Annotated in this window: 26 protein-coding genes and 1 CRISPR repeat array (1 of these 27 running past the window's edge); of the genes, 14 read left to right on the plus strand and 12 right to left on the minus strand. The window is 51.5% G+C overall.

All coding sequences use genetic code 11. The features are described from left to right. Window positions 1–221: 221 nt before the first annotated feature. From E3E51_RS11380 to hxlAB, 7 genes are all read right to left on the minus strand, one after another. Window positions 222–734, minus strand: a complete 513-nt coding sequence (locus tag E3E51_RS11380; RefSeq protein WP_167913218.1) for a KH domain-containing protein — start codon at window positions 732–734, stop codon at window positions 222–224. 103 nt (window positions 735–837) lie between these two features. Beyond that, a complete protein-coding gene (locus tag E3E51_RS11385; RefSeq protein WP_167913219.1) occupies window positions 838–1458 on the minus strand; it encodes an HD domain-containing protein in 621 nt (206 codons plus the stop codon). Between the two features lie 4 nt (window positions 1459–1462). Further along, window positions 1463–2272, minus strand: a complete 810-nt coding sequence (locus E3E51_RS11390) for a glutamate cyclase domain-containing protein (protein WP_167913220.1) — start codon at window positions 2270–2272, stop codon at window positions 1463–1465. Between the two features lie 3 nt (window positions 2273–2275). Further along, window positions 2276–2458: a hypothetical protein gene (locus E3E51_RS11395; protein ID WP_167913138.1), complete on the minus strand. Its 183-nt coding sequence runs from the start codon at window positions 2456–2458 to the stop codon at window positions 2276–2278. Further along, the gene (locus tag E3E51_RS11400; RefSeq protein WP_167913221.1) at window positions 2449–3093 is read right to left on the minus strand and encodes a TIGR02253 family HAD-type hydrolase; all 645 of its coding nucleotides are present in this window, start codon (window positions 3091–3093) and stop codon (window positions 2449–2451) included. Before E3E51_RS11400 ends, E3E51_RS11395 begins: the two co-directional genes overlap by 10 nt. Before the next feature lies 1 nt (window position 3094). After that, the gene (locus E3E51_RS11405; RefSeq protein ID WP_167913222.1) at window positions 3095–3850 is read right to left on the minus strand and encodes a hypothetical protein; all 756 of its coding nucleotides are present in this window, start codon (window positions 3848–3850) and stop codon (window positions 3095–3097) included. Window positions 3851–3859: 9 nt separating this feature from the next. Beyond that, window positions 3860–5080 carry a bifunctional 3-hexulose-6-phosphate synthase/6-phospho-3-hexuloisomerase gene (gene hxlAB, locus E3E51_RS11410; protein WP_167913223.1) on the minus strand — a complete coding sequence of 407 codons (1221 nt, stop codon included), beginning with the start codon at window positions 5078–5080 and terminating at the stop codon, window positions 3860–3862. A gap of 139 nt (window positions 5081–5219) precedes the next feature. On the opposite strand from hxlAB, the gene E3E51_RS11415 reads away from it, so the two are divergent. From E3E51_RS11415 to E3E51_RS11425, 3 genes are read left to right on the plus strand one after another with little or no spacing between them, the layout of a single operon-like run. Beyond that, window positions 5220–5945, plus strand: a complete 726-nt coding sequence (locus tag E3E51_RS11415; protein ID WP_167913280.1) for an arginase family protein — start codon at window positions 5220–5222, stop codon at window positions 5943–5945. 4 nt (window positions 5946–5949) lie between these two features. Further along, window positions 5950–6279, plus strand: coding sequence for an Sjogren's syndrome/scleroderma autoantigen 1 family protein (locus E3E51_RS11420; protein ID WP_167913224.1), 330 nt, complete (start codon window positions 5950–5952; stop codon window positions 6277–6279). Beyond that, window positions 6276–6488, plus strand: a complete 213-nt coding sequence (locus tag E3E51_RS11425) for an ArsR family transcriptional regulator (protein ID WP_088180065.1) — start codon at window positions 6276–6278, stop codon at window positions 6486–6488. The genes E3E51_RS11420 and E3E51_RS11425 overlap by 4 nt, the downstream gene beginning before the upstream one ends. Window positions 6489–6541: 53 nt before the next feature. Here E3E51_RS11425 and trmBL2 read toward each other — a convergent pair whose 3' ends face one another. The 3 genes from trmBL2 to E3E51_RS11440 form a co-directional block, all read right to left on the minus strand. Next, window positions 6542–7336: an HTH-type transcriptional regulator TrmBL2 gene (gene trmBL2 / locus E3E51_RS11430; RefSeq protein WP_167913225.1), complete on the minus strand. Its 795-nt coding sequence runs from the start codon at window positions 7334–7336 to the stop codon at window positions 6542–6544. A 343-nt stretch (window positions 7337–7679) separates the two neighbouring features. After that, window positions 7680–11360 (minus strand): reverse gyrase, encoded by a 3681-nt coding sequence (gene rgy / locus E3E51_RS11435; RefSeq protein ID WP_167913226.1) that lies wholly within the window; start codon window positions 11358–11360, stop codon window positions 7680–7682. Window positions 11361–11411: 51 nt separating this feature from the next. Further along, window positions 11412–11942, minus strand: a complete 531-nt coding sequence (locus E3E51_RS11440; protein ID WP_167913281.1) for an SWIM zinc finger family protein — start codon at window positions 11940–11942, stop codon at window positions 11412–11414. 93 nt (window positions 11943–12035) lie between these two features. Here E3E51_RS11440 and E3E51_RS11445 point away from each other — a divergent pair, with 93 nt between their 5' ends. Beyond that, on the plus strand, window positions 12036–12269 hold the full coding sequence (locus E3E51_RS11445) for a hypothetical protein (protein ID WP_167913282.1): 234 nt from the start codon (window positions 12036–12038) through the stop codon (window positions 12267–12269). Here E3E51_RS11445 and E3E51_RS11450 read toward each other — a convergent pair. After that, window positions 12266–13570, minus strand: coding sequence for a DUF4139 domain-containing protein (locus E3E51_RS11450; RefSeq protein WP_167913227.1), 1305 nt, complete (start codon window positions 13568–13570; stop codon window positions 12266–12268). The two genes, E3E51_RS11445 and E3E51_RS11450, sit on opposite strands and share 4 nt — an antisense overlap. A 154-nt stretch (window positions 13571–13724) precedes the next feature. On the opposite strand from E3E51_RS11450, the gene E3E51_RS11455 reads away from it, so the two are divergent. From E3E51_RS11455 to E3E51_RS11505, 10 genes are all read left to right on the plus strand, one after another. Further along, on the plus strand, window positions 13725–14423 hold the full coding sequence (locus E3E51_RS11455) for an acetate--CoA ligase family protein (protein ID WP_167913228.1): 699 nt from the start codon (window positions 13725–13727) through the stop codon (window positions 14421–14423). A gap of 277 nt (window positions 14424–14700) precedes the next feature. Beyond that, window positions 14701–15459, plus strand: coding sequence for a CRISPR-associated endoribonuclease Cas6 (gene cas6, locus E3E51_RS11460; RefSeq protein ID WP_167913229.1), 759 nt, complete (start codon window positions 14701–14703; stop codon window positions 15457–15459). Next, entirely contained in the window at window positions 15419–17704 is a 2286-nt protein-coding gene (gene cas3 / locus E3E51_RS11465; protein ID WP_167913230.1) for a CRISPR-associated helicase Cas3', read from the plus strand. Before cas6 ends, cas3 begins: the two co-directional genes overlap by 41 nt. Continuing rightward, the gene (locus tag E3E51_RS11470; protein ID WP_167913231.1) at window positions 17673–18770 is read left to right on the plus strand and encodes a hypothetical protein; all 1098 of its coding nucleotides are present in this window, start codon (window positions 17673–17675) and stop codon (window positions 18768–18770) included. The genes cas3 and E3E51_RS11470 overlap by 32 nt, the downstream gene beginning before the upstream one ends. Next, on the plus strand, window positions 18754–19083 hold the full coding sequence (locus tag E3E51_RS11475) for a hypothetical protein (protein ID WP_167913232.1): 330 nt from the start codon (window positions 18754–18756) through the stop codon (window positions 19081–19083). Before E3E51_RS11470 ends, E3E51_RS11475 begins: the two co-directional genes overlap by 17 nt. Beyond that, window positions 19076–20161 carry a DevR family CRISPR-associated autoregulator gene (locus tag E3E51_RS11480; RefSeq protein WP_167913233.1) on the plus strand — a complete coding sequence of 362 codons (1086 nt, stop codon included), beginning with the start codon at window positions 19076–19078 and terminating at the stop codon, window positions 20159–20161. The genes E3E51_RS11475 and E3E51_RS11480 overlap by 8 nt, the downstream gene beginning before the upstream one ends. A 21-nt stretch (window positions 20162–20182) precedes the next feature. Continuing rightward, window positions 20183–21376: a CRISPR-associated protein Cas5 gene (cas5, locus tag E3E51_RS13185; RefSeq protein ID WP_346765968.1), complete on the plus strand. Its 1194-nt coding sequence runs from the start codon at window positions 20183–20185 to the stop codon at window positions 21374–21376. Between the two features lie 118 nt (window positions 21377–21494). Next, the gene (gene cas4, locus E3E51_RS11495) at window positions 21495–22004 is read left to right on the plus strand and encodes a CRISPR-associated protein Cas4 (protein WP_167913234.1); all 510 of its coding nucleotides are present in this window, start codon (window positions 21495–21497) and stop codon (window positions 22002–22004) included. Between the two features lie 9 nt (window positions 22005–22013). Then, complete coding sequence (gene cas1b, locus E3E51_RS11500; protein ID WP_167913235.1) at window positions 22014–22994, plus strand: type I-B CRISPR-associated endonuclease Cas1b; 981 nt, start codon at window positions 22014–22016, stop codon at window positions 22992–22994. 4 nt (window positions 22995–22998) lie between these two features. Then, a complete protein-coding gene (locus E3E51_RS11505) occupies window positions 22999–23730 on the plus strand; it encodes a PD-(D/E)XK nuclease family protein (protein ID WP_240924332.1) in 732 nt (243 codons plus the stop codon). On the opposite strand, the gene cas2 is transcribed toward E3E51_RS11505, so the two are convergent. Then, window positions 23723–23980, minus strand: a complete 258-nt coding sequence (gene cas2 / locus E3E51_RS11510) for a CRISPR-associated endonuclease Cas2 (RefSeq protein WP_167913236.1) — start codon at window positions 23978–23980, stop codon at window positions 23723–23725. The genes E3E51_RS11505 and cas2 overlap by 8 nt on opposite strands. Before the next feature lie 519 nt (window positions 23981–24499). After that, a CRISPR array of direct repeats spans window positions 24500–25324; the repeat unit is 30 nt; unit sequence GTTGCAATAAGACTCTAGGAGAATTGAAAG (it continues 5105 nt past the right edge of the window).

A 25324-nucleotide genomic window follows, 5' to 3' on the forward strand; every position in this document is an offset into this window, starting at 1 on the left:
TGGGCCGAAGACTCGGCCTGTGGGCTGAACCGAAACTGGCGACGGGAGTAGGGGATGAGTGCCCGTAAACCGAACCGCCCGTTAGCGAGGGGTTAACCCGTTGGAACATCGCCGTTCACGGCGGGGAGGAGGTCAGAAACAGAGATGGAATTACAAGACGTATAACGTTCACACTAAATCCCTACATACTAGAGAAACAAACGAAGGGTAGAAATGGTCACTCAAATGAAGAAAATTTTGACTTCCCTGCTGGTTATCTGGGAGAGTATGCTCTCCAGCACCTCTGCCTTTTCAGGAAGCTTTCTCCTGTCCCTGTTGAGCACGAGAACCTTGTAATAGGTTCCCCCACCGGGCTTGTAGACCACGTTCACGCCGAAGACTCCCGCCGGGTAGAGGAGGTCGGTGGCGAGTTTTTTAACGTCGTCGGTTCCCTTGACTTCCACAGCCTCGATGACGCGTATCCTCTTGCCGAGCTCCCTCATGAGGGCCTTGATGTTCTTGCCTCCCTTGCCGATGGTTATCGGGACGTCGCCCTCCCCAACCACGATGACTATGAGGTCACCGGCTTCGACTGCCTTCTTAAACTCCATGTCAGCGTCGCCGATAAGCTTGTACAAGAGTCTCGCGACTTTAACATCCAGCTCGGAGATAACCCCATCCTGAAGTTTTTTCTCGTCGGCCGGGCACAGAATATCGTCGGTCTTCAAACACACCTCACAGATTGGCGCCTTCATCTCCTCACCTCCCCTTTTGCCTGAAGAATGAACCTAAAGGGCTAACCCTTAATTCTAGAAGTCATTTAAAAACCTTATTATGGGGGAAAGAGAAGGAAGAAGTTCAGATTTCGCCCTCTATCTCACGCCTTATGCGCTCGATGAACCCCTCGGTGAAGCGGTGCCGCTCCTCAGCCATCCTTCTCGCCGTTTCGGTGTACATCAGGTCCTTGAGCCTCAGTATCTTCTCCTCGAAGTGCCTCAGCGAAGCATCTATGTCCCTCCCGTGCTCGCCCGAGTACATGAAAACCCTGGCTATCCCTACCGCGCCTATCGCGTCGAGCTTGTCGGCGTCGCTGAGTATCTTAGCTTCAAGCGTTTGCGGCTCGGGCCCGCGGGAAAAGCGGTGGGCCTCTATGGCATGGGCGACCGCCTCGATTTTATCCTCGGCATAGCCAAAGCTCCGGAGATACTGCCGCGCTATCCGCGCGCCCTCAACGGCGTGGTCCTCCACCCTGCCAGAGCTTTCGAGGGGTCGTGCTATGTCGTGGAGCAGTGCCGCCAGCGCCAAGACCTCAAGGTCCGCCCCTTCCTCCCTTCCGATGTGCATGCAGAGGTTCAGAACCCTCTCAACGTGGCTGAAGCCGTGAGTTCCCTCCCTCTCGAAGAAGTGCCGCGCGTATACGCGGGTTCTCTCTATGAGTTTGAGGCTTTCTTCGTTGGTTATGAACCCGTTGAGCTTCATCCCATCACCTTAAGGCCTCATTTACCAGGGCGTTTAAAAGTTCAACGATTCCCTCGTGGATGTCGAGGCTTATTCCATCGACCGTCGGCGTCTGGGTTTTGGAGACCCCGTCTATCAGACCCAGCTTTGAGATGGCCCTCACTATCATCCTCTCGTCCCAGCCCGGGAGGAGTTTTCGTCCGAACTCTATCGACGCCTGGGCCACGAGCCCGTAGGCCCCCCAGTTGGAGACGGCTGAGAGGACCAGCTCATCGGTTCCAACGGTGCTTGCTATCATCTTCCCATTGGGCACGTGTCGGGAGACGAGGTTCCTTATGTTCCCCATGCCGGCCTCGTTTCCGCCGTCGCCTATCCCTATCGTTGGCACCCCGAGATCTCTGGCCCCCAGAACCGCCCAGTCGAAGGTCTCCCTCTTTATCTCCATGCCGCTCATTGAGTAGTACCTCCCATCGGCGGCCCTGCCCGGGGTCTCGACCGCTATCACGAGGGAGTAGTTCCCTATCTCCGGTGCGTCCGTGAACCTGATGCCGAAAGGCTCCAGGGCGGTCTTTACCTCCGGATACGTAAGCACCTCGGCGGTGCCCCCCAGGGTCTCGACGGCCTTCGCAAGTGCCAGCGCTCCCGGGGGGCCGTCGGTTTCTGCCCTCATCTCCGGGGGTATGGGGAAGCCAGTGACGATGAGAACGCGTTCATAATTATCCAAAAACAGTTTTGCAGAATTATGTAAAAAATTTGGATTCTCCCTGCGGTAGTCGAGGTAGACCCTCAGCACTCCCCTGCTGCCAACGTCCGTGTTGATTAGGTGGGCTATCATGGCTCATTCGACCTCATAGACGGTTATCCTGACCCTCTTGCCCTTTATCGCCTCCTTGAGCTTCCACCAGAGCTCCGTTGGCTCCTCGCTCCTGTGAACCAGTTCGTCCCCGTTTTCGAGCTTGACCCTCTTCTCCCGGTACTTGACGAAAACGCCTTCCATATCGAATATCTCCTTCATTCCCATCCCCCCAGGATTTTTCTAAGTTCATAAAGGGTCCCGATTTCATAGTCCGCCATGTTGTAACCCGCCTCACCGTCGCGGTTTATCCAGACCGCGGTCATCCCGACGTTTTTGGCGCCGTAAACGTCTTGACTGAGGGAATCCCCGACCATCATGGTCTCGCCGGGTTCCACGCCGAGCCCTTCAAGCGCGTAGAGGAATATCCTGGGTTCGGGTTTTATGGCGTTCACGTCGTCTCTGGTGACGACGACCTTGAAGTAGTCGATCAGCCCGGCAAGCTTGAGCTTCAGCCTCTGGTACTCCGGGCCGCTCGTGATGACCCCCAGGAGGTAGCCCTCGTCCCTCAGCCACTCCAGGGTTGGAACCGTGTCGGGATAAACGTGGAGCTTGTGGGGGTATGTCCTGAGCAATTCCTCGTACTCCAGGTCGAGGTCGAAGAGCCTGAAGAAGAAGTTCCAGTCGTGCCAGTCGTAGGTGTCCCTCCTTTCGAATATCTCACCGAGGAACCGCTCCCTCGCCTCATCCCTGCTTATTCCAAACCTCTTTGAAAGCTTATCGTAGACCTGTGGAAGAAAGAGCTGGATGAGCGGCATCTCGGTTAGTATTGTGCCGTCTATGTCAAAGAGAACCGCCTTCATTTTACCACCTCTTGACCAGCAAAGCCAGTATCTCCACTTCCCTGGTGAGGCTCTCGTCCATCACGACGCCCCATATCACGTCCTTCTCGGCCAGTATCTCCTGGAAGTGCCCCAGTATTCCGTGCGCATCCTTCAGCGGGAACTCCCTTCCGACGAGTATTCCTATTAATCCCCTGTCCCAGATGCCCCAGTGCCAGCCGAAGTCGACCTCCCGGAGGAGGCGCAGGATTCCGACGTTGCCGCCGCGGATCATGTTGAACAGGTCAGCGTAATCGATGTTGACGAGCATCTGCGTTTCAAGGTAGTAGTAGAGCCTGCTGAACATCTCGGCGATGTTCCTCGATGCTCCCTGGAACGCGGCCGAGATCGAGACGTCATCACCCCCGAAGAAGTCCCAGAGGGAGTCGTAGAAGACGGTTTCAAAGTCATCCGCCCAGGGGGGCTTTTTCTCGGCGACCAGTTCTTTTTTCGGCGTCAGGACGTAGGCGAGCTTTATCGTGTCCTTCGGGGCGCTTTCCGTTATTATCCTCCTGAGTTCGTGGTTTATCTCCTTGTCGTCGAAGACGAGCCACAGAAAGGTGTTCTTGGGGAGGCCCGAGAAGAAGTTCCTGAGCCTTTCCTCGTATTCATCAAAGCGGGGCAGGAGGTAGTAGGCGGGGTTGACGGTCACCTTAACGATGCCGTCCGCGGTTATGCTGTTGACTATCCTCGCTCCCGTGTTCCCGATTCCGACAAAAAGATGGGTAAAAGACCCCATGGCGACCCCTTACTCAAGGGTCGCATGCTTTTTCTTCATATCCTTTTCGGTCTTCTGGAAGGTTGCCATGAGGAGCGCTATGACCCCGTCGAGGAATATCATCGTTGAGTCCTCGAAGAGCGTTCCCATCGGGGCTATCCACTTGTACTTGGTGAGCATCTGGCGCGCTATGTAGTCCGTCGGAATGTCGGTCTTAGCCCTTCCGGGTATCTCGACCACGACGTCGGAGAGTCTGCCGAGGGTGGAGTTGGCGTAGGAGGTTATCGCCACTATCTTTCCGCCCTGCTTCTTGGCGATCTCCGCAGCATCGACTATGCTGTTGGTCTCACCGGAACCGCTGATGGCTATGAGCAGGTCGCCCGGCTCGAAGGCCGGCGTTATGGTCTCGCCGACGACGTAGACGTTGAAGTCGAGGTGCATGAGCCTCATCGCGAAGGCCTTGCCGACGAGGCCGCTCCTTCCGGCGCCGTAGATGAAGATCTTGTTCGCCCCAATCATTGCATCGACGAAGCCGCGAACCTGCTCTATCTTGAGCTTCTCCGCCACGTTGCCTATGTGCTCCACTATATCCGCCATGGCCTTCCTTATCGTCATCATGTACTCTCCCCAGAAGAGGTCGATTATTTTCCTAGTAACTCCCTCGGGATTCTTGGCCTTGGTTATCGCGCCGCCGACTATTATGATGGTGGCGCCCAGTTCGATGACCTTCGGGATGGTCTCAAGGTTCAGTCCTCCGGCGACGGCAACGGGAACGCTGACGGCTTTGACGACCTTTTCAAGGTCTTCCAGCGGGCTCTTGCCCTGAACCTGCTCGTCTATGCCGGTGTGAACGAGTATGTAGTGAACGCCCATCTTCTCAAGTTCCTTGGCGCGCTTGACCTTGTCCTTAACGCCGATTAGATCGACCATAATCCTGATTCCATAGCGCCTTGCAACTTCGACCGCGTCTTTTATCGTTTTGTCATCCGCCACGCCGAGGATGGAAACGACGTCGGCACCGTGTCTTGCTGCCATCTCGACCTCCAGAGCGCCGGTGTCCATTGTCTTGAGGTCCGCCACTATCTTCCTGTCCGGGAAGCGTCTCTTGAGAAGCTCAACCGCGCGCATGCCCTCCTTCTTAATGAGCGGAGTCCCAACCTCCAGCCAGTGAGCGCCGCCGCGAGCGGCCTTCTCCGCGATAGAAATGGCCTGTTCAACGTCAGTTAAGTCAAGAGCGACCTGAAGTATCATCTCCTCGCCTCCAAGGAGTTTTCGTTTTAATCTTAGGGGGCTACTTTTTAAACTTTGGCGTCATAATTTGACAAAATTGTGTTGAAGAATCCAGCCAAGGTTTAAAAAGTGAATGGGCAATTCCGGATGGGTGGAATCAATGGTAACGTTCATCCCCTTCGGCGAGAAGCCCAACAGGGACGGGGTTCTCTACGTTCTGCAGCTCTTGAAGCGGAACAAGCTCATCGAGGATTACATGATAGTCGAATCCAGCCGGGTGGAGCTCCTCCCTGAGAGGATTCCCCTCGACAGCGCCTACATAGTCGGGGAGCACCTCGCAACGTACGGCATAATTGAAAAGCTCCACCCCCCTTCGCTGCTGAGCATCGATGCACACACCGACCTCATGCACGACTACCTCGACCACGGCTCGTGGCTCGCCTACGCCCTGGAGGAGCGCCTCGTGAACCGCGCGGTGGTTCTGGCGCCGGTTCTCATGATACCAACCACCGAGAGGACCCAGCTCTGGACGAGGCGTGTGAAGGTCTTCCCTGCCCTGCTGAGGAGCAGAAAGATTCGCGGAAAGTGGAGGGCGTACAAGAACCTCCAGACGAACTCCCTCGACGAGATAATCTCCGAGGCAAAGAAATACCTGGGTGAAGAGGTGTACCTGACGGTTGACCTGGACGTTCTCAGGCCGGAATACAGGATAGCGCGCTTCCAGCACGGGGAGCTCACGCTTGAGGAGCTTCTTGATCTCCTGGAGGCGGTAAAGAAAAACTTCAAGATAATCGCCTTCGACATAGCCGAAGTTTCAGATAAGATTCGCCGCTCAAGGCTGGGCAAAAAGGCCTTTGTGGAGGTCTTCCAGCTGCTGATGGGGTGATGGGATGGCGCCCAAGGGACCCACTGAGGAGGAGATGAGAACGATCCTCATGCCCCTCATGCTTTCCGGGGCGAGGATGCTGGACAGGCACTGCCCCAAGTGCGGTTCGCCGCTCTTCGAGAAGGACGGCAGGGTTTTCTGCCCGATATGCGAGCACAGGAAAAGGCAGAAAGCGGGCGAGATGAAAGGCGTTGAGGAGCGCCTCATGGAGAAGCTGAACGAACTTGCAAACTCCCTGCCGGACGAGGTTGACCAGCTTGAGAAACACTTAAGGGTAATGGAGAAGATAATAGAACTGCTGGAAAGGTATAGGAAACTGGAGGGAGAGGAATGAAGAACGTCAGGGTTTTGAAGGCTCTGGAGGATGGTCCGAAGACCATCGAGGAGATAGTTGAAATCACAAAGCTCCCCGCCATGGAGGTCAGGCGCTACCTTCTCCGCTTCGTCGAGCAGGGTAAGGTCGAGAGCTATCAGAAGGAAGGAAAGCTTTTCTGGAAGATTAAAGAGACGAGCGAAGCCGAAGAAGAGTTCAAATACGTCTGAACCCTTTCTTTTCTATATTCCTATCGTCGAACAAAGGAAAAGGGAGAAGGGCATCAGGCCTTCTTGGCGGCCTTCCAGTATTCGTTGAACTTGCCCTCGAACAGAGCCTTGACGCGGAAGTCCTTGATCCATATCTGGGTCTCGTAGTTGAAGTAGCGAGCTGCCATGTCCTCCAGGGCGAAGAAGACCTCGTCATCGCAGATGAGCATCGGGAGTTCGAGCTTGTCTATGACCTTGAGCTCAAGCTTGCCGGCCTTGTAGTAGTCCATTATCTTTGAGGTGCCGAGCCTGTGGAACACGGTCTCGGTGACTATTATCTTGGCCTTGGCGCCGTTGTCTATTGCCCTGATGATGTCGCTCTCCAGGTTAACCGCGATGTAGCCGTCGTCGGCGAGGAGTATCTGCTCCTTGACCTCCTCGAACATCTCCTTGGTCTTGAGGGTGGCGTTCCTGATTCCGCGGACGACCCAGACCTTCTCGACGCCGTACTTCGGAATCTCAGTCTCGATGAGCGGGCTCATGAGCTCAAGGAGTTCCTCCTTCGCCTTCTTCTTGGCCTCAAGTTCCTCTGCGACGCGCTCCTGCCACTCCTCGATGAACTTTTCGAGGATGTTCTGCGGGTGAACCGGCCTGTACTTGTTGACCTTGCCCGGCTGGCTTATGGCGAAGCCCTTCTTCTCCAGGCTCCTGAGAACGTCGTAGGTCCTTGGCGCCGGAACCTCGGAGACGCTGGCCAGCTCTGCGGGGGTAAGGACCCCGAAACCAACCAGTGCCACGTACGCCCTTGCCTCGTAGAGGTTCAACTCAAAGTGCTCCTGAAGGAGCTCTACCATCCTGTCCTTAACCATTTCTTACCACCACCCAATTTTCTATTTTTTGTTTGGATTTCATTCCCTATAAATTTTTTCCACAGACTATTAGTGTCCCTGGTTATGTTTTAAAGATTATTCTAAGATGACTTCCCTGGATATTATTGCCATTGTGTATACATGCAAACCTATTACTACCTTATGATTTTAAAAATTTTTGGTTTTACTAAGAAGCAAAATTCAGCTGAAACTTTATGTAACCCTCCCGGGCGATTGATTTGGATGATCATACTTGGTGTTCACGTCAGCCCGAAGTATATATCACCTTAAGTGTTATAAAATCAAAGACTTCAGATTGCAATGAAAGAATAATATCATAATGTTATGTGGGGTACTTTTCACCGAGATACCTAATGAGCTCTTCATGGAGTCTCCGGAGAACCTCTTGGTAGTCGATCTTGTTTTCCTCGATCATGTCCATTATCTCCTCAAGCTCCCGGGTCTTCTCCTCACTGACGAGTTCTTTGTATTTACTTATGAGATAATGGTAGACCTTGATGCCCTGGTCAGTGGGCACCAGCTTTTTCCTTCCGCGGGTCTCAATGACATAATAGCGCTGGAGCAGGGTCTGGACGATTTTTGCGTACGTTGAAGGCCTTCCTATCTTGCGCTCCTTCATCAGGGAAATTATGTCTCCCTGGGTGTAGAGGGAAACCTTCGGCGCCTTCCACTTCTTGGACTCGACGACCTTCAGCCTCGCCCCCTCCTCAAGCCTCGGGAGCTCTCTGAAGGGCGGGCCCCTCAGTTTAGTCCATCCGTCCTCGATTACCTCAACGTAGCCCTCTATCTCGGCCTTTCCAACGCCCGCGTCGATGACTGCCCTCTCGTGGAGTATCTTAGCAGCTTTCATCTGGCTCGTCATGAAGCGCCTGAATATCATATCGTAGAGCCTGTAGTGGTTCCGGGTGAGGTTCTTGGGGAGCTGGATAATCCCGTCGCGGACGAGTTGCATGAGCCTGCCCGTGTCTATCGGCCTCGTTGGCCTTATGGCCTCGTGGGTTCCCTCCTCGCCCCAGGGGCGCGGTTTAAAGTACTCCTCACCGAGTTCCTGGGTGATGTACTCCTTGGCGATTTCTATGCCTGTACTACTTACATGAGTTGAATCAGTCCTATGATAGCTCGTAAGTCCTGCCTCGAACAGGTCCTGCGCCAGCCTCATGGTCTCTGGAGCGGACAGCTTGAGGAAGGTCGAGGCGTCCTTCAGCATGGCGTCGGTCGTGTACGGCGGCATCGGGTTCAGCTCGCGCTCCTCAAGCTGAACATCCTTGACGGTGACGTATTCGGGCGGTTCAACGTTTTTGCCGTCTTTTCCGAGTTCTACCGTGACCCGAAGACCGTTCTCAAGGCTCAGCCCCATGAAGTACGTCTCGCTCTCGGTGAACTCCTTGTATCGCTCAATCACCCAGCCCAGAACCGGCGTCTGAACCCTTCCGGCTGAGAGGTTGCGGTTCTCAAAGACGCGCTGGAGTTCCTGGCTCAACTCAAAGCCGATCCATCTGTCCTCTATGCGTCTGACGAGCTGGGCGTTAACGCGGCCCTCGTTGACGTCCCTGGCTTCCTCAATGGCGCGCATTATAGCCGGTCTCGTGACCTCGTGGAACTCTATGCGCTTGATGTTCGGCGTGTACGGACTCAGGACGTTCATGATGTCCCAGGCTATCTTCTCACCCTCCGTATCGGGGTCCGTCGCTATGAGTATCTCATCGACCTCCTGGGCGAGCTCGCGCATCGCCTTGACGTTCTGAAGGGCGTCGCGGACGTTGGTCGAGCCGCAGCGCGGACAAATTCCTTTCTCCTCCCAGTCCACGAACTGATGGCCGCAGTCGCGGCAGCGCTTGATGGTGTCGTAGACGGGGATGAACTTCAGCATGCCGTCTTTTTCATCAACAAGAACGCCGTGGTAGCCCTCGTTCGTCACGAGGTCGAACATGTGCCCTCCGCTTGCCAGAATGGTCAGCATCATGTTTCCTATGCTCACCTCGTAGGCGACCAGGTCACCTATCCTCGTCTTGCTCGGCTGGCCGAAGAAGTTGGCTATCGTCCTGGCCTTGTTCGGGCTCTCCACTATCATGAGGGCGGATTTGACGAGGTCCTTGACCTTGGCGCTTATCTTACCCTCCATAACGAGGCGGACCTTCTCCCTGTCCTCGTCTATCTGCCTCAGAACCTCGTCGAGGTCCAGCTCCTCGAAGGGCACCATCTTGAACTCGGTGAAGCGCCAGCGCATCTGCCTGAGGAGGCCGTTGAAGACCTTCTCGTTGTCAACTATGAGCACGCTCAGTCCCTTGGTGATTCCACCGGCAAACAGCCTGCTCGTCCTTCCGGTGGCCTGGATGTACGTTCTAACGTCGGGAATCTCGATATACCACTTGCCACCTTCCTCCTTCAGGCTGATGAATGGGTCTTCGGCAAGCTTTTTGAGAACCTCCTCGTCCTTGAGAACCTTCCTCAGGAACTCAACCAGCTCGCGGAAAACACCGAGGACGTGGTTGTGGAACTCGTTCTCTATCGGCAGTCCCTCGGCCAAAGCTTCCTCTATCTTAAGGAGCTCGAACTGGGGGATGTTCCTTATCAGCCTCCTGAGCCTCGCGTGCATCTTTTCGGCCTGCTTCCTGTCTTCGTCGCTCAGGAAGTCCATGACCTCGCTGAGGAGGCCGAGGGCGCGGTAGATGGTCGGTCTTTCGAGGTCTATTGAAAAGCGGAACTTGGGAACGCCGGTGAATATCGCGTAGCGGATGAGGTGGGGCATGTCGAGACCGCGGACGAGGGAGCCGTAGTAGGTTGCCGAGCCTATGAGGTAGTCGGCCTCGCCGTTCTCGAAGCGTTCGATGGCCTTCCTGTTCTTGGAGCTGACGAGTTCGATTCTGAAGCCGCGTTCGCGGAGATAATGCGCCAGCTCCTCGGCGTAGGCAAGCCCCTGGTCGATAGGCGTGAATATTATCCCGCCCGCTCCGAGCCGGTTGAGGAGCTCCTCCACGTGCTCCTTGATGTCCCTGCTCGGTTTTATATAGCTGTCAACGACGTTTCTGAGGGCACTCCTTCCGCTTCCAACCTCGAAGCCGAGCAGCTCACGGTAGAGCTTTATCCTGTCGCCCCTCGCAGAACCTGTGGCGGAGGCGATTATCATTATCCCTACGCCGTTTTTGGCCTTGAATTCTTCGATTTCACGCTGGAGCTCTGAGATTTGGGCGTTCAGCTCCTTGAGCCTCTCCTCCCTGTCCTTGGCGCGTCCGTTCAGGTATTTGGACATCTGCTTCTTCAGACGGATTATCTCCCAGGCCTTTTCGATTACCTCGTCGTTGAAGCCGAGGAGTAGAAGGGAGCGGTCTATGTTCTTGCTGGCCTTTAGGAACGCATCGACATCGTCGACGAAGATGAAGTCAAAGCGCCTGCCCTTCAGAACATCATCAAACTTTCTGGCGAGCCACTGGGCGCTGGTGACGAGGATGTCGTAGTCCCCATTCTGAATCTTGGCCAGCATCTCCTCCCTTTCCTTCTTCCGGAGGTTGCCGTGGTAGTATGCGAGGTTTATCTCGGCGCCGGCCCTCTCAGCTATCGCCTGGAGCTTTTTGGCGGTTTGAATCACCAGCGGGGTGGTGGGCACGACTATGTAGCTCTTCTTTCCCCTCGTGGCATGCCAGATCGCCATGAACGCACCGAAGGTGCTTTTTCCCATCCCCGTGGGGGCTATGATTGAGAAGCTCCTGCCCTTCAGGAGTCTCTTAACCCAGGTTCTCTGCGCGCTCCAGAAGGTGAAGCCGGTGGCTTTTTCAAAGAAGGCCTCGATTTCCCTAAGGCCCTTTTCGAGGCCGTAAATCCTCTCCCACTCTTTGAGGGTTCCCCTTAGCTGGAGTGCGTTTCTAACTGCGGTTACGAGATCAAAATAAGAGTCAGCCCGGGCGGTTTCATCGAGGCACTCATCGCAGGGATTCTTGAGGTACAGCCTTTCATCGGAGATTTTACCGAGGCAGTTCGGGCACATCTCGCGATAGATCGCCTTCATTTTCTCACCCTCTAAGTTCCTATTTGGTGCTAGGGGGATTTATAAGGGTTTTTAGATGGCCGCCTCAAGCTCCCTCAGTTCATCCTCAAGCTTCGCCGAAAGCTCGTAGTCGCTGAAGACGTGCTTGTACTCCGCGAGGATTTCCTCAAGGACGTGGAGTGCCTCCATCTTGCGGGTCATCCTGACGAGCTTTAACGCTCTCCTGAAGAGTTTGGCAACCTCGCTCCCGCTCTCGTCCGTGCTGAGTGAAAACCTCAGCTCCTTGAGGGTAACGTCGAGCGCCAGCTCCGGAACCTCAGCCAGGAACTCCATAGCTACCGCCTCAGGAAAGAGCTCGGTATGTTTATCGAAGCTCTCGAAGTAGAAGCCGGCATCGTAGGCTTTCACGACCGCCGCCACGTGCTTGCAGTCCCCTCCAAGGGGACACGTGCAGCGGTTCTCGCCCGTTGAGATGTCAAGCTCGACGTAGTATGGATACGTACCCAGAACCTTGGAGAAGAGTCTGTTTCCACGTTTGACTACCCAGAGAACCTTTCCGGCCTTGTAATAGCGCTCCCCCTTCTTGAGGGTTTTCTCGTCCATGGCACTCACTTTAGGGGCTTTGGTTGGGTTCGCTTTAAGCCTTTCGACCGCAACCGTTTTATTTCCCCACGAGTACTATATCCGGTGGTGACCATGGATGTTTTTGAGCTCGCGAGGCGCTATCACGATGAGCTCGGCATAAAGGAGCCGAGCATGGCCACTATGGCGGCGGAATTCTTCGACGACCTCGGCCTTAAAATGGCGGAGTTCCTTCAAAGCGAGGGCTACGCGGTGCTGAGCACAAAGTTCATAGACTACGACAAGAGCCTCGTTCTCGACGTATCAAAAGGAGAAAAGAGGTTTGAGGTAACGCTCCGCAAGAGCTAATAGCGGTTCTCGTAGTCAAAGACTATCTCCTTCTTTTCTCCAGGGTTAACCGTAACCCTGAACTCGACGTAGTTCCCGGTCTCGTCAATGGGCTCCATGCTTGAGCTCAGAACCTTGCCCCACTTGTAGTGCCTGACTATGACGGTCTTGGCGTCCTTTCCAAAGTTCTCAAGGGTGATCTTGACCTTGTAGTATGCGTAGTGGTCGTCGTGCTTCTCCTCAAGAACTACCGTGCTGCCCTTGAGGTCGTAATCCTTCCCGATGCCTATCCTGAGTGTATCCCCTTCGGGCGTGTGCTCTATGGCCCTCTCACCGATGAGGAGGGCCCCGTCGTCGGTTTCCCGGTATATCTCAGCTATCCCCGCCGGAAGAACCTTCTCGGTCTTGAATGATATCGACTCGTAGACCGCCCCCTCCCTGCTGTACGGCCAGCTCTCGTAGAGGTACTCCCTCTCGAAGGGGACTTCGAAGTTGATGTATGGGTACATCATCGTGCTGGCAGGGTTGATGTCGGCCACACCGAGCTTGTAGAGGTAGAACGCCTCTATCTTCTCCGGCTGGCCCACGTTGACCTGATCGGTTCCCTTCTCAGCCAGGGCATAGAGAACCCTCGGCTGGGGGACGTTCTGATACAGCTGAACGTCGCCCGCAACCAGGAGAACCTTCGCGTCCTTGAACTCCTGGGCGGTCGGGTTGTTGAGGACGATGTAGCCGTAGAGCTTCGCGTTATCGCCGATGTAGAGCTTGTACCTGCTCTCCCAGCTCATGTTGGAGACGCGGTAGACGATGCTCACGTTGTACTTTCCGGCTTCTTCCGCCCGAAGAACCGCGTAGGCGGTCGCCTTCCCCTCAAGGTTCTTGGCCTTGAAGTAGGCCACCTCGTTCGGGTTTATGAGGTAGTAGCCGTCGCCCTCGATGGCTATCTTTCCGTTCTTGAAGCCGAGGAACTTGCCAGTAACGGTGTCGCCGCTCCTCAGCTTGACCTCGACCTCGCTTCCGACGTTGGCGCTGTAAACGTCCCCGCTCTGGCCCCTGCTGAATACTCCGAGAACCTGAACGCCCTCGTCGAGCGGCCTAATCGTTACCTCGGCTATGTTCAGGCCTGCCAGCTCCTCAAGGGGAACCTCGTTCATGCCCTCTTTGAGCTCAAGCTCCAGCGTTTTCTCAACAACGCCTATCCTGGCAGAGTTGTACAGCACGACGGTCGTTTCGGCGGCCGAAGCCTTGCCGCCCTGGAAGGAAAAAACCGCCAGAACCATCACCAAAATTCCTCCGATACCCGCAATAATCTTCCGATTCATTCCAATCACCACTAATACCTTGAACTCTGGGGTATTTATAACCCGGACATCGCTTCAAACCGAGCCGAAACGAAAGAAACGATAGGTTGACGAATGGAAACCCTTTTAACTGCCCGGTCGGATTGAGAACTGTCAAGCTGATGAGGTGATTGGTATGGACAGGATTGAGAAGGCTAGGGCAATCATCGAGAAGGCCAAGGCCGAAAACAGGCCGCTCGTCGAGCCTGAGGCGAAGGAGATACTCAAGCTCTACGGCGTCCCCGTTCCGGACTTCAAGGTCGCCACCAACGAGGAGGAGGCCGTTCAGTTCGCCAGGGAGATCGGCTACCCGGTCGTCATGAAGATCGTTTCTCCGCAGATCATCCACAAGAGCGACGCCGGCGGTGTTAAGGTCAACATCAAGAGCGACGAGGAGGCCAGGCGGGCCTTTAAGACCATCATGGAGAACGCCAAGAACTACAAGCCGGACGCCGACCTCTGGGGCGTCATCGTTTACAGGATGCTCCCGCTTGGCAAGGAGGTCATCGTCGGTATGATCCGCGACCCGCAGTTCGGTCCGGCCATCATGTTTGGCCTCGGTGGAATCTTCGTCGAGATCCTCAAGGACGTCAGCTTCCGCGTCGCCCCGATAACCAAGGACGAGGCCCTCGACATGATCAAGGAGATCAAGGCCTACCCGATCCTCGCCGGAGCCCGCGGTGAGAAGCCGGTGGACATCGAGGCCCTCGCCGAGATAATCACCAAGGTCGGCGAGCTCGCCCTTGAGCTTCCGGAGATCAAGGAGCTCGACATCAACCCGATCTTCGCCTACGAGGACTCAGCCGTTGCCGTCGACGCCAGGATGCTTCTCTGAGGGCTTTTGGCCCTTTTCTCTCCTATTCTGAGTTTGCGGGTATCTCAAGATATAGTGTGGTTATCGCAGTTGGGTTTGTACATTTTGACATGCTATAGGTGCATGGAGGGCTGAGTTGTGTAGTCCTCGTAGTAATAAGTTACTACCGCATCGTCATTGAGTAGAACATAATGCTCATTTCATTTCATACTTTGGTGCATAGAAAGCCTTATAAGGTCTGAGAACGTACTCTTTTTGCCATGTTGTGCCATACACCATCCCGCATGGAGGCATGGGTATGAGGTTTGCAATAAGACTCCAGCCGGAGAATGAACCGTTCCAGGTTCCCTTCAATCACCAGCACAAGCTGCAGGGTTTGATTTATCGAAGGATTCAGCGCGTCAACCCCCACCTGAGCCTCCGCCTTCATTCGCCGAAGATGCCCAAGCTCTTCACGTTTTCCCTGTTCATGGCCGAGAGGAGGGAATTGGAAAAGGGAAAGCCCTACTTCTTCGGCCATGGTAGGGCGTACTTCTACTTCTCAACTGCCTCTCCGGAGATAGCCGAGGCCTTCATCGGCGGCCTGCTCCAAAAGCCCGAGGTCGAGCTCTGGGGCGAGAGGTTCGTGGTGGAGGAGGTCAAGGCTCTGGCGGAGCCCGAGAAACTGAGCGGAAGGAAGTTCGTGACGCTTTCGCCGATAGCCGTGACGACGAAGAGGGTTCAGTTCGGCAGGCCGAGGAGCTACGACCTGAGTCCGACCGAACCGGAGTTCTACGAGCTGATACTGGAGAACCTTCGGGAGAAGTACCTCGCGATATACGCCGAGAGGCCGCCGGAAGATTTCGATATGAAGGTGCTCAACGCCAAGCCCAAGCGCTTCGAGGTAAAGCCCGGCATTTTCCAGGTGGCGTGGCACCTTGTCTTCCGGGCAAAGGGCGACGAGGGGCTCCTGAGGGCGGGCTACATGGCCGGCTTCGGGGAGAAGAACTCGATCGGGTTTGGGATGGTGAAGGTTGATGGGAGCAAGAGAGGACTTTCGAAAGGCAACAGGATTTAATCCCTACACCTTTCAACGGGAGGCAATGGAGAGTTTAATTGAAGGGAGCTCCCTCATAGTTCGTGCTCCAACCGGCTCGGGAAAAAGTGAAATGGTTCTTATTCCATTTATCTTTAAGATTAATGAAAATTTACCCTCCCAAATGATTTATTCACTCCCCAACAGAACGCTCGTGGAGAGTATAGGGGGAAGAGCGAGGCGATACGCTTCCTATAAGAAGCTTCGGGTGGCAGTTCATCATGGCAAAAGGCCTGAGAGTTCACTCTTCGAGGAAGACTTGATTGTAGCAACCATTGATCAAACAGCTGGAGCTTACCTAAGCGTTCCCCTGAGCATGCCGAAAAGATGGGGAAACATATTTCTAGGGACAGCAGGTTCTGCGATGCTTGTTTTTGATGAGGTTCATACCCTTCACCCTGAGAAGGGACTTCTAACTTCAGTCGCCATGAGCATTGAGAGTGCGAAGTTAGGTATTCCATTTGTTATGATGTCAGCAACCCTACCCAGAAACTTTATGGAGCGAGTGAAAGCTTTAGCCAAGAAAAAGGGTGGGAAAGTTGAGATAATAGATGTAGAAGATGAAAAGGAAATAAAAGCAAGGGCAAGAAGAAAAGTTGAACTCAATACGGAGCCTCTGTTTAATGAAACCTGCCTCACAGCAAAGGAAATAGAAAGACAAGCGGAAGACGTTGATAATCTCATTGTCGTCGTCAATACGGTCGGGAAAGCCCAGCAACTTTATCGGGAATTGAAGGCCAACGCTGACAGGCCGGTAATTTTAATCCACTCTCGCTTCCTAGAGGAAGATAGATCCCAGAAAGAGGCAAAAGTCAGGGAAATCTTTGGGAAGGGAAGCTCTGCTAATGAAGCTATACTGATATCAACACAGGTTATTGAAGTAGGAATGGATATATCTTCAGAGAAACTCCTAACTGAGGTCTCTCCTATTGATTCTCTCATCCAGAGAGCTGGAAGAGTTGCTAGATGGGGAGATAAAGGCGAGATTATAGTATATAACGTCGAGAAAAAAGCGGGAAATCCCTATGCCCCTTACTCTAAGGAACTCGTTGAATCCACTATCGATGCTCTAAAGGGTGTTGAACTACTTGATTGGCAGACAGAGATAGAACTTGTTGAGAGAGTTCTCTCAAAACCGTTTGAGGGCTATCTGGATCCATACAAATTTTATGAGCGACTGGGAGGCCTTGCAAGGGCAGTTTATGACGGTAAAAGATCCTATGTTGAAGAGAATGTTAGAGAGGCGTATTCAGTTGATGTTGCAATCTACGACGACGTAAGTAATCTGAATCCTGACGATGCCTGGAAGCTCAAGCGCCTTCGGGTTGATTTCAGAGTTCTTAAAGGTAAATTCGACCAAATTATGGAAGTTGGAGAGGGAATCTACAGGGTGGAAGAGAGCTTTATCATTGATGAATACGAAAGTAGATACACCTTTGTTCCTGTCTCAGATAAGAACGAGATAATGCCGTTTGAGTTCTATATAATAACGGGCATTAGCTATTCATCGGAGCTGGGACTGCTCTTTGATTGTGACGGGGACATCAAGAGGTTTGAGTTTGAGGAAAGAGACAAAGTAATCAATGTGGTTGGAGAAGGCAGAATGAGAAAGGAAAGCTGGGTAGAACATTCGAGAAAAGCTCTCGATGTCCTGAGAGTGTATATGCTTCCACGCTACGACTATCCAATTAGAGCATTTGCCAAATATTTTGGTGTTTCTAAGAAAGAGCTGATTAGTTGGGTAGAACTGAGCGTCGCTTTGCACGACCTTGGAAAGTTGAACATCTACTGGCAGAAAAAAGCGGGCTGGAGACTCGGGGAAGAGCCAATAGCCCACGGATTTGAGAAGAAAGGCAAGTTGCCACCGCATGCAACCGTCTCGGCTAAGGCGCTTGAAAGATACTTGGGAGAACACTTTGAAGATCGTGGACTTGCTAAGGTTTTCTACCTTGCTATAGCCCATCACCACTCTCCTTGGTCTTCAAAGTTCCAGAAGTTCAAATTAATTCCCAATGTGGTGGATTACATTTTGCAAGTTTATCCCCTGGACGATATTGAGACCTCTCTTATTAACGGCCATCCAGCTGGCTCTTTAGGATTCAACTACCTGAATGTTGCTGATGAGAATGAGTATTACCGGCTTTATGGGTTAGTTTCAAAGCTCCTTCGCATTTCTGATAGACTGGCTACAGGTGGTGAATCGTATGAATCGATATTTAGTCCCTAAAACTGGATGGCAATTCCTTGACTTAGCGAAAGCCTATGGACTTGGCATAGTAGTTCGTACCCTGTCCAAAGAAGCCGTTATTGCTGATACAGGAAGCTATTACGAAATACGAAGTAGGAATGAACTAGATTTTTCAAAGCTTTCAAAAATTGAGGGCTACTTAGGTAAAGACATTGAGGAATGGGCCAATGTTCTGGGTACTCTGAAAAGTAAAGATCGAGAGGGCATCAGAAAGGATATGGAAGAATTTCTCACAGATGAAGATAGAATAAAGCGGATTTTTGAGCATAAACTTGACGGAGGAACAGTTTTGATTGATAATCTCACAGGGAAATCCGTTACACTACCCCAATCTCTCGAACTTGGGGCGAGTAAAGGCATTAGGGTGGAAATTCCAAAAGCTATCAGAGAAAAAAGAGGGGAAATAGTTCCGGCTTCATTACGCGAGAGTCAAGTAAAGATACCTGCTGAGGAGCTCTATCTCGCTGTGTTGGGGGCAATAAATATCTCTGTCTGGAAAGGCTCAAAGGAGTATGTGGTGGCTGTTTATCCCCTTCCACTGGACACCAGAGTTGAGGACATTTATGCAATAAAACACAGGCTGAAGGAATCTGTCAAAGGCTTCCATAGAGCAGGCTATTTCTCTACAGTTGCGAGAATTGCAGTTAGGCTCGTAAAAGAAGAAAAAGAGCTAATGCGTGGCGGTTCTTTTCTACCCAAAATCGGAGGAATCCTCTATGGTGTCATGATGAGGACCGGGAATCAACCTAAGCCCTTTACCTCTGGTCTATTTCCGTTGGATTTTCTCCACTCCCTTGTTGAGACGCTCGAAGGTGAGGAGGCCATTGACAAGTGGACTGAGATTCTTGATAGAACTTCCTACATCAAGGGCTACGAAGACATTGCCATGGCGTTATCTAAGTTCATAGCTGAACCAACTTTGGAGAACTACTACTCCTACATCCGGCTTCACTTAAGAAACGAGTTGAGGTCAAACTCAATAAAATTCGGTTCTTATGACGCGGATTCCCTTTTGGAGGTGTTGAAGAATGTCGAAGTTAGCTGAGCTGTTTGAGAACGAAGCAGTCAAGGACTTTGGAGTAGCACTTAGAAAAGCCCTGAGAATCGGGGAAGACTACTCCTCTCTAGTCGAACTAGAATATGCCGAAACCAAAGAGCAGTTCGCAGAAGTGATAAAGCGCTTCCTCAGGAGGTATGAAACTCTGGCAAAGAAAGGTTACAAAGGCAAGCAACTGAAAAGACCGAAGGAAGAGAGCCTTGTTGAACTAATAAGGCTGGTGGATGAACACGGCGTCAAGCTTGTTCGTTCTGCACTCATAAGCTATGCCCTTGTTAAAGGAGGTGAGGAGAATGAGTGAAGAAAAGACAAAGGTTTTTGAGATTGCCATACTCGGTAGGGCCCTTTGGGAGCTCCACAGCCTCAATAACGAAGGGAACGTTGGAAACGTCGTTGAGCCAAGAAGCGTCAAGATAATAGACCCAAACACTAGGAAGGCAGTAACTACCGACGGCATCTCAGGAGAAATGCTCAAGCACATACACGCCGAGATGATGTGGATACTAGATACCAAAAATAATCTGTGTGACGCTTGCAAAATACAACACCCGGAGAGGTTTAACTATGTCATAAAAACTAACTCGACGGTTAAGAGTAGCATCAATAGACCAGAAGATGCAATATCACAGGCCCTAAACACCTGTGATATATGTGATATCCACGGATTCATGATTACTGAGAAAGTTACAGTATCTAGGAAGTCTACCGTTGAATTTGGCTGGGCCTTGGGAATTCCTGAAGTATACAGAGATATACATCTTCATGCTAGGCACTCTACACAGACGCAAGCAATAGAAGAAGTTCTGGAGCCAGGACAATGGGGCGAACACAAATGTTCGGTTAAAGGATGTGACACTGACCCAGATGAGGGTAGACTACTTAAGATAAACGGAAAATGGTACTGTGAAGCCCATGCTCCTACTGCTCAGATGATATATCACCGACCAACAAGAACTGGAGAATATGCAATAGTTACAGTGTTCCAGCCATGGAGAATATGTCTTAATGAGGCAAAACAGGATGTCTACAGTTATGAATGTGAGGATAGCAAAAGGATAAAAAGATACGAACTTGCCTTGAGAGCATACCAGCTTATGTTCTTAAGACCCCAAGGAGCTATGACAACAACACGGTTACCTCACACGGTTGATTTTAAGGGCGTAATAGTGTACTCCACCGAGCCTATTCCTGTGCCAGTGATTTCCCCACTTAAAAAGAACTACAAGGAGGAGATTACATCAATAGCACAGAGTTTCAAAAGCGGTGATAATGAACCGATTAAGGTCGTTGAATTTAATAGCCTTTCAGAGTTCGTTAAAAAGCTCAGTAGCCTACTAAGTAAGTCAGAGCCCTATACAATGAACTTCAACACTAAATGAAAGAATGGGAGGGATGTCTCCGTGACTAAGTGGCTCAAGCTGGTCGTTCATTTCCCTTCTTTTTATTCGTATAGGATACCGGAATATTCCTCACAGTATGCATTAGCGCTACCTATAATAGCCCCCTCTACAATAAAGCTGGCAATAGTCTCAACGGCAATAAGGATAAGCGGGAAAGTTGAAACTGGCAAACGGATTTTTGACTACATTAAAAATGCCAAGGTTGGTGTTAAACCGCCCGAAAAAATTGTAATCAATAGCGTTTTTATTAAAAGACTGAAGAAGAAGGATGGAATAGCCATTGGTGCCGAGGGAATTGGAAAAACGATTATTTTAGAGTCGAAAGCGAATAAAAGACTTATTATTAAGACAGATTCAGAGGTTCCTGTGTTTAAAATTGGAGGGAAATCAACAATAGGATATTACATCCCTGGAGAATTGGAAGTTAACATTAAAGACCAGACCATTAAAGTTTCTGAGTTAATCATTTGGGACAAGGACCTAAAGATCGTAAAAGCCGGTTCCGATGGATTTAGACCATTAAAGCTAACAAAAAACGAAGCAGAGGGATTGTCAAAAGATGAAAAAGAGAGAAAGAAAAGAGAACTTAAGGGACTAAAGACGAAACTTGAAGGTATGTATAAAGAAAAGCTGCAAACGTTCCTCTTTATGAATAAAGAAAAGTTCAAAGGGCGAGTACTATACCGTTCAGAAGAATTTACCCTCTATACCCTTTCTGGGAACTCACAAAGGTTCACAATAATAGAACCGAAGGACAAGAGAGAATTTATCTTTCAAAGTGCATCTACGTTGGCTTCCGGATTCCAAGAGAGCTTTGGCGTCAGAGAATACATACACTTCTCCGGAGACGTAGAGGTTTACATGGAACTGTCAGATGATGCTCCGAGAGACGTAACGCACTACGCAAAGCACATAAGATACCTTGGCACGAGTGATTCATTGGCATACGTGAAAAGCGTTGAACTCGTTGAGGAGCCCCCTCAAGAGGTGATATTCCCAGTTGCAATTTCTGAGATACTACCAGGTTCATACATCTACCCTGTGAAGGACTTTTCACCCAAAGCTACCTTTGAGCAGATCAACCCATATTCCTCAAAAAATCCTGGAAAGCCATATGAGACCAAATACTATCCCATAAGACTCTCCAGAAGGCCAGTAGAGGGTAGTAATTGGAAAGTCATTTTCATTTCTTAAATAATTTTACATGTCTGTTGGGGTGTTAAGGCAACTAAAAATGAGATTGTAATCAGTGTTACAGGTTTGTTTGTTACAAATAGATCTGTAATAAGCCGATCGCTCTGGAGGTTCGGGCATGAGTGAGTATCCCCTCGACGACCTCCTCATCACCGGCACGGAAATCAACTACCTCTTCATCTGCCCGACAAAGCTGTGGTACTTTACCAAAGGTATAACCATGGAGCAGGAGAGCGAGTGGGTTGACCTCGGCAGGTTCCTCCACGAGCAGCGCTATGCCAGCGAGGAGAAGGAAGTTCAAGTCGGGAGCATAAAGATTGACTTCATTCGGCGGGGCGATACCATAGAGGTCCACGAGGTCAAGCTCGGGAAAAGCATGGAGAAGGCCCACGAGATGCAGGCGCTCTACTACATCTACTACCTCAAAAAGCTCGGCATAAAGGCGAAGGCAATCCTGCATTATCCGAAGCTCAACGAGACGAAAGAAATAGCGCTCGACGGCAGGGAAGGTGAAATCGAGACGGCGATAAAGGAAGTCGAACGGATAAAATCACTACCCTTGCCACCAAGACCGGTCAAATCAAAGAAGTGCAAGAAGTGTGCCTACTACGAACTCTGCTGGGTTTGAGGTGGTGGTATGAGAAAGCGCTCCATAACCCTGCTCTCCGATGGAACGCTCTTCCGGAGGGAAAACACCCTCTACTTCGAGAACGAGAAAGGCAAAAAGCCCCTCGCCGTTGAGGGTGTCTACGACATCTACATCTACGGCCACGTGAACATAACCTCCCAGGCCCTCCATTTCTTGGCTCAGAGAGGAATAGCCGTGCACTTCTTCAACCACTACGGCTACTACGACGGGAGCTTTTACCCCAAGGAGAAGCTCCACTCCGGGGACCTCGTCATCAGGCAGGCCGAGCACTATCTCGACCGGGAGAAGCGCCTTGAGCTGGCGAGGCTCTTCGTTAAGGGAAGCGCCCTCAACATGGAGAAGAACCTGAGGCGCTGGAAGGTCGCCGATGGCTTCTCCAGTATGCTGGGGGAGCTGTTTGAGGAGCTTGAGGATGCCCGCAAAATAACAGAGGTCATGAACGTCGAGGCCCGGATAAGGCAGGAATACTACGCCCGCTGGGATGAACATCTTCCTGAGGGCTTCAAGATAGTCAAGCGCACTCGCAGACCGCCGGAGAACGAGATGAACGCCCTGATAAGCTTTCTGAATTCGAGACTCTACGCGACGATCGTGAGCGAGCTGTACAACACCCAGCTCGTCCCCACCGTCAGCTACCTCCACGAGCCGGGCGAAAGGCGCTTTTCACTAGCCCTCGACCTGAGCGAGATATTCAAACCGATTATAGCCGACAGGATAGCCAACAGGCTCGTGAAACAGGGGATTATCAAGAAGGAACACTTCAGGGAGGAGCTCAACGGGATTCTGCTCACGAAAGAAGGCATGAGAAAAGTGACGGAGACATACAACGCTGAGCTGCGGAAGAGCGTGAGGCATCCGGGCCTAAAAAAGAACGTCACAAAGCAGAGGCTGATAAGGCTTGAGGCATACAAACTCATGCGCCATTTCGTTGGAGTCGCCAGGTATGAGCCGCTGGTGGCGTGGTTCTGAGGTGATGTCCATGGGTGAGGTGGAGGAGTTCGCGAAGAGGCTTGAAAACTACCTGAGGTACGGCAACCCGAGGGGACCAAAGAGGAGCATGCCTATAACGCAGCTATCCTTTTGCCCGCTTAAACTTGCCCTGAGCCTGCGCTTTGACGTCCGCTATTTTGGAACCAAGAACGACGGCCAGATTTTGGGGACGGTGCTACACGCCGGACTGATGGACACGATAGTCAATTCCTGGGACTACCTGAAGGGCAATCTACAGGAGAAACCGCTCGTCGAGGTCCCGGTTCAGTACGAACTTGAGGACGGGTGGGTTCTGAGCGGGCGGGCCGACCTGGTCGTCGGAAAGCACGTCTTCGAGTTCAAGTTCCTTCACGAATACCCCTACGAGGGAATCCCCGAGGGCATCGAGGGGCCAGATGAAATACCCGATGACAGCGTGGTGATAGCGTACGTCGAACAGCTGAACGCGTACCTCCACATGCTTCCCAACGTTGAAGTCGGGCACCTATGGGTGTTCAACCGGAATAGCCTCGTGCCGTGGAAAAAGATACCTGTGAAGAAGGACGAAGAAATGTTCAAAGAGTTATTACAGCGCGCCAGAGACGTCATAAATCTCGTTGAGGACCTTGAGAATGGAGAAGTCCCAGAAAGGCCCGAGCCGAGGTTCGGCTGGGAGTGCAAGAACTGCATCTTCAGGCCGATATGTTCTGCAATCACAGAGAGGGCGCCTAGATGATGTCCTCCATCGGATTCTTCTCCGTTCCAAAGACGTCGCGGAGGGGCTGTGAGCGGAGGCGGTAGATTACAACGGAGTCCTCGTCCTCGTCTATTATTTCCTTCAGCCCTGCTTTAATGCGCTCGTACTCTGCCCTGGTAACCTCGCCCTCAAAGACGCTGTTCTGAACCCAGTGAAGGTGCTGGCGGAGGAACTTCTTGACCCTGTTCACTCTCTTTACGGCCACGTCGTAGACTATAACTACGTACATCCTCTCACCGGAGGAAATACTAAAAAGGGCTTTTAGGAGTTGCGATTGTGCAGTATCATATTCAAATGTCCAAAATACATCAAAACTCGGGATCTGAGGAGTATAATCAAAAATACATGCCGGTTAAGCCTCAGAAAGCCTTGAATAACATCAGGTTAGTATGTAACGTTTTGTTATTATCTCTTGTGGGGATATGACGAAATTTTTTCGGGATTCATGGAAAAGCCGCGAGTGCTCTCTAATACGTCCACATATTGATGAAATAAGATATCTGGCTAATTAACGCAGAAACACTTATACTCTAAGCTAATAGGCCTTCAAAAAAGCGCAGGAACTCATAAGAACATAGAAGGTCCAGCTCAAACAGGCCCGTGTTTTTCCATAATGGGGAAATGGAACCCCAACTAAACCTTGGATTAAAGACTTCGGAAGGCCGTCCAAAGCCCCCTCTAAAGAAAGGCTTATAAAAATAAACGCACCTTATTCTTTTATAGGGCAAAAGAAAGCAAAAACCGCCCTGTTGCAATAAGACTCTAGGAGAATTGAAAGGAAAAGTGATAATTGACAACGACTACAACGGGAAAACGTTGCAATAAGACTCTAGGAGAATTGAAAGGACAATTAGATCGACATAGTCATTAACCTCAATAGAAGTTGCAATAAGACTCTAGGAGAATTGAAAGTCAAACTCGAACGCATTCAGAATCTTCCCTGAAACCAGTTGCAATAAGACTCTAGGAGAATTGAAAGTAACGGTCCGTGTCAAGAATGATTCAGATAGTCCCTTCGTTGCAATAAGACTCTAGGAGAATTGAAAGTGGCAAGGGTGTAGAGGCTCTTGTGGTATGATAAGTGTTGCAATAAGACTCTAGGAGAATTGAAAGCCGGGTCCCTGGTTAGCTTGCGAGCCATCCTCAGGGTTGCAATAAGACTCTAGGAGAATTGAAAGACGAAGCCTCTGGAGGAGGTGAGGGATGACCCCTCAGCGTTGCAATAAGACTCTAGGAGAATTGAAAGAGGGCCGGCTCGTTAGGGTCGGCATCTATACTTTCCGCGTTGCAATAAGACTCTAGGAGAATTGAAAGAAGCATAGGAAGATAATCGTGAAGATGATAGAGGCCGTTGCAATAAGACTCTAGGAGAATTGAAAGGGAGAACAAACCGGGCTTGTATGACAGAGTTTCAACGTTGCAATAAGACTCTAGGAGAATTGAAAGGGGAGCGAGCTCGGCGACATAACGGAGCTGATAAAGGTTGCAATAAGACTCTAGGAGAATTGAAAGGAAGAGGTCGAGGTTCCTGTCCCGGTCGCACACCTGCCGTTGCAATAAGACTCTAGGAGAA

The organism is Thermococcus sp. 21S7 (assembly GCF_012027615.1).
Classification (GTDB): Archaea; Methanobacteriota_B; Thermococci; order Thermococcales; family Thermococcaceae; genus Thermococcus.

Excerpts from the sequence above, each read along its gene's own strand:
- E3E51_RS11380 (WP_167913218.1), bottom strand. The coding sequence starts at position 734 with ATGAAGGCGCCAATCTGTGAGGTGTGTTTGAAGACCGACGATATTCTG.
- E3E51_RS11385 (WP_167913219.1), bottom strand. The coding sequence starts at position 1,458 with ATGAAGCTCAACGGGTTCATAACCAACGAAGAAAGCCTCAAACTCATA.
- E3E51_RS11390 (WP_167913220.1), bottom strand. The coding sequence starts at position 2,272 with ATGATAGCCCACCTAATCAACACGGACGTTGGCAGCAGGGGAGTGCTG.
- E3E51_RS11395 (WP_167913138.1), bottom strand. The coding sequence starts at position 2,458 with ATGGGAATGAAGGAGATATTCGATATGGAAGGCGTTTTCGTCAAGTAC.
- E3E51_RS11400 (WP_167913221.1), bottom strand. The coding sequence starts at position 3,093 with ATGAAGGCGGTTCTCTTTGACATAGACGGCACAATACTAACCGAGATG.
- E3E51_RS11405 (WP_167913222.1), bottom strand. The coding sequence starts at position 3,850 with ATGGGGTCTTTTACCCATCTTTTTGTCGGAATCGGGAACACGGGAGCG.
- hxlAB (WP_167913223.1), bottom strand. The coding sequence starts at position 5,080 with ATGATACTTCAGGTCGCTCTTGACTTAACTGACGTTGAACAGGCCATT.
- E3E51_RS11415 (WP_167913280.1), top strand. The coding sequence starts at position 5,220 with ATGGTAACGTTCATCCCCTTCGGCGAGAAGCCCAACAGGGACGGGGTT.
- E3E51_RS11420 (WP_167913224.1), top strand. The coding sequence starts at position 5,950 with ATGGCGCCCAAGGGACCCACTGAGGAGGAGATGAGAACGATCCTCATG.
- E3E51_RS11425 (WP_088180065.1), top strand. The coding sequence starts at position 6,276 with ATGAAGAACGTCAGGGTTTTGAAGGCTCTGGAGGATGGTCCGAAGACC.
- trmBL2 (WP_167913225.1), bottom strand. The coding sequence starts at position 7,336 with ATGGTTAAGGACAGGATGGTAGAGCTCCTTCAGGAGCACTTTGAGTTG.
- rgy (WP_167913226.1), bottom strand. The coding sequence starts at position 11,360 with ATGAAGGCGATCTATCGCGAGATGTGCCCGAACTGCCTCGGTAAAATC.
- E3E51_RS11440 (WP_167913281.1), bottom strand. The coding sequence starts at position 11,942 with ATGGACGAGAAAACCCTCAAGAAGGGGGAGCGCTATTACAAGGCCGGA.
- E3E51_RS11445 (WP_167913282.1), top strand. The coding sequence starts at position 12,036 with ATGGATGTTTTTGAGCTCGCGAGGCGCTATCACGATGAGCTCGGCATA.
- E3E51_RS11450 (WP_167913227.1), bottom strand. The coding sequence starts at position 13,570 with ATGAATCGGAAGATTATTGCGGGTATCGGAGGAATTTTGGTGATGGTT.
- E3E51_RS11455 (WP_167913228.1), top strand. The coding sequence starts at position 13,725 with ATGGACAGGATTGAGAAGGCTAGGGCAATCATCGAGAAGGCCAAGGCC.
- cas6 (WP_167913229.1), top strand. The coding sequence starts at position 14,701 with ATGAGGTTTGCAATAAGACTCCAGCCGGAGAATGAACCGTTCCAGGTT.
- cas3 (WP_167913230.1), top strand. The coding sequence starts at position 15,419 with ATGGGAGCAAGAGAGGACTTTCGAAAGGCAACAGGATTTAATCCCTAC.
- E3E51_RS11475 (WP_167913232.1), top strand. The coding sequence starts at position 18,754 with ATGTCGAAGTTAGCTGAGCTGTTTGAGAACGAAGCAGTCAAGGACTTT.
- E3E51_RS11480 (WP_167913233.1), top strand. The coding sequence starts at position 19,076 with ATGAGTGAAGAAAAGACAAAGGTTTTTGAGATTGCCATACTCGGTAGG.
- cas4 (WP_167913234.1), top strand. The coding sequence starts at position 21,495 with ATGAGTGAGTATCCCCTCGACGACCTCCTCATCACCGGCACGGAAATC.
- cas1b (WP_167913235.1), top strand. The coding sequence starts at position 22,014 with ATGAGAAAGCGCTCCATAACCCTGCTCTCCGATGGAACGCTCTTCCGG.
- E3E51_RS11505 (WP_240924332.1), top strand. The coding sequence starts at position 22,999 with ATGTCCATGGGTGAGGTGGAGGAGTTCGCGAAGAGGCTTGAAAACTAC.
- cas2 (WP_167913236.1), bottom strand. The coding sequence starts at position 23,980 with ATGTACGTAGTTATAGTCTACGACGTGGCCGTAAAGAGAGTGAACAGG.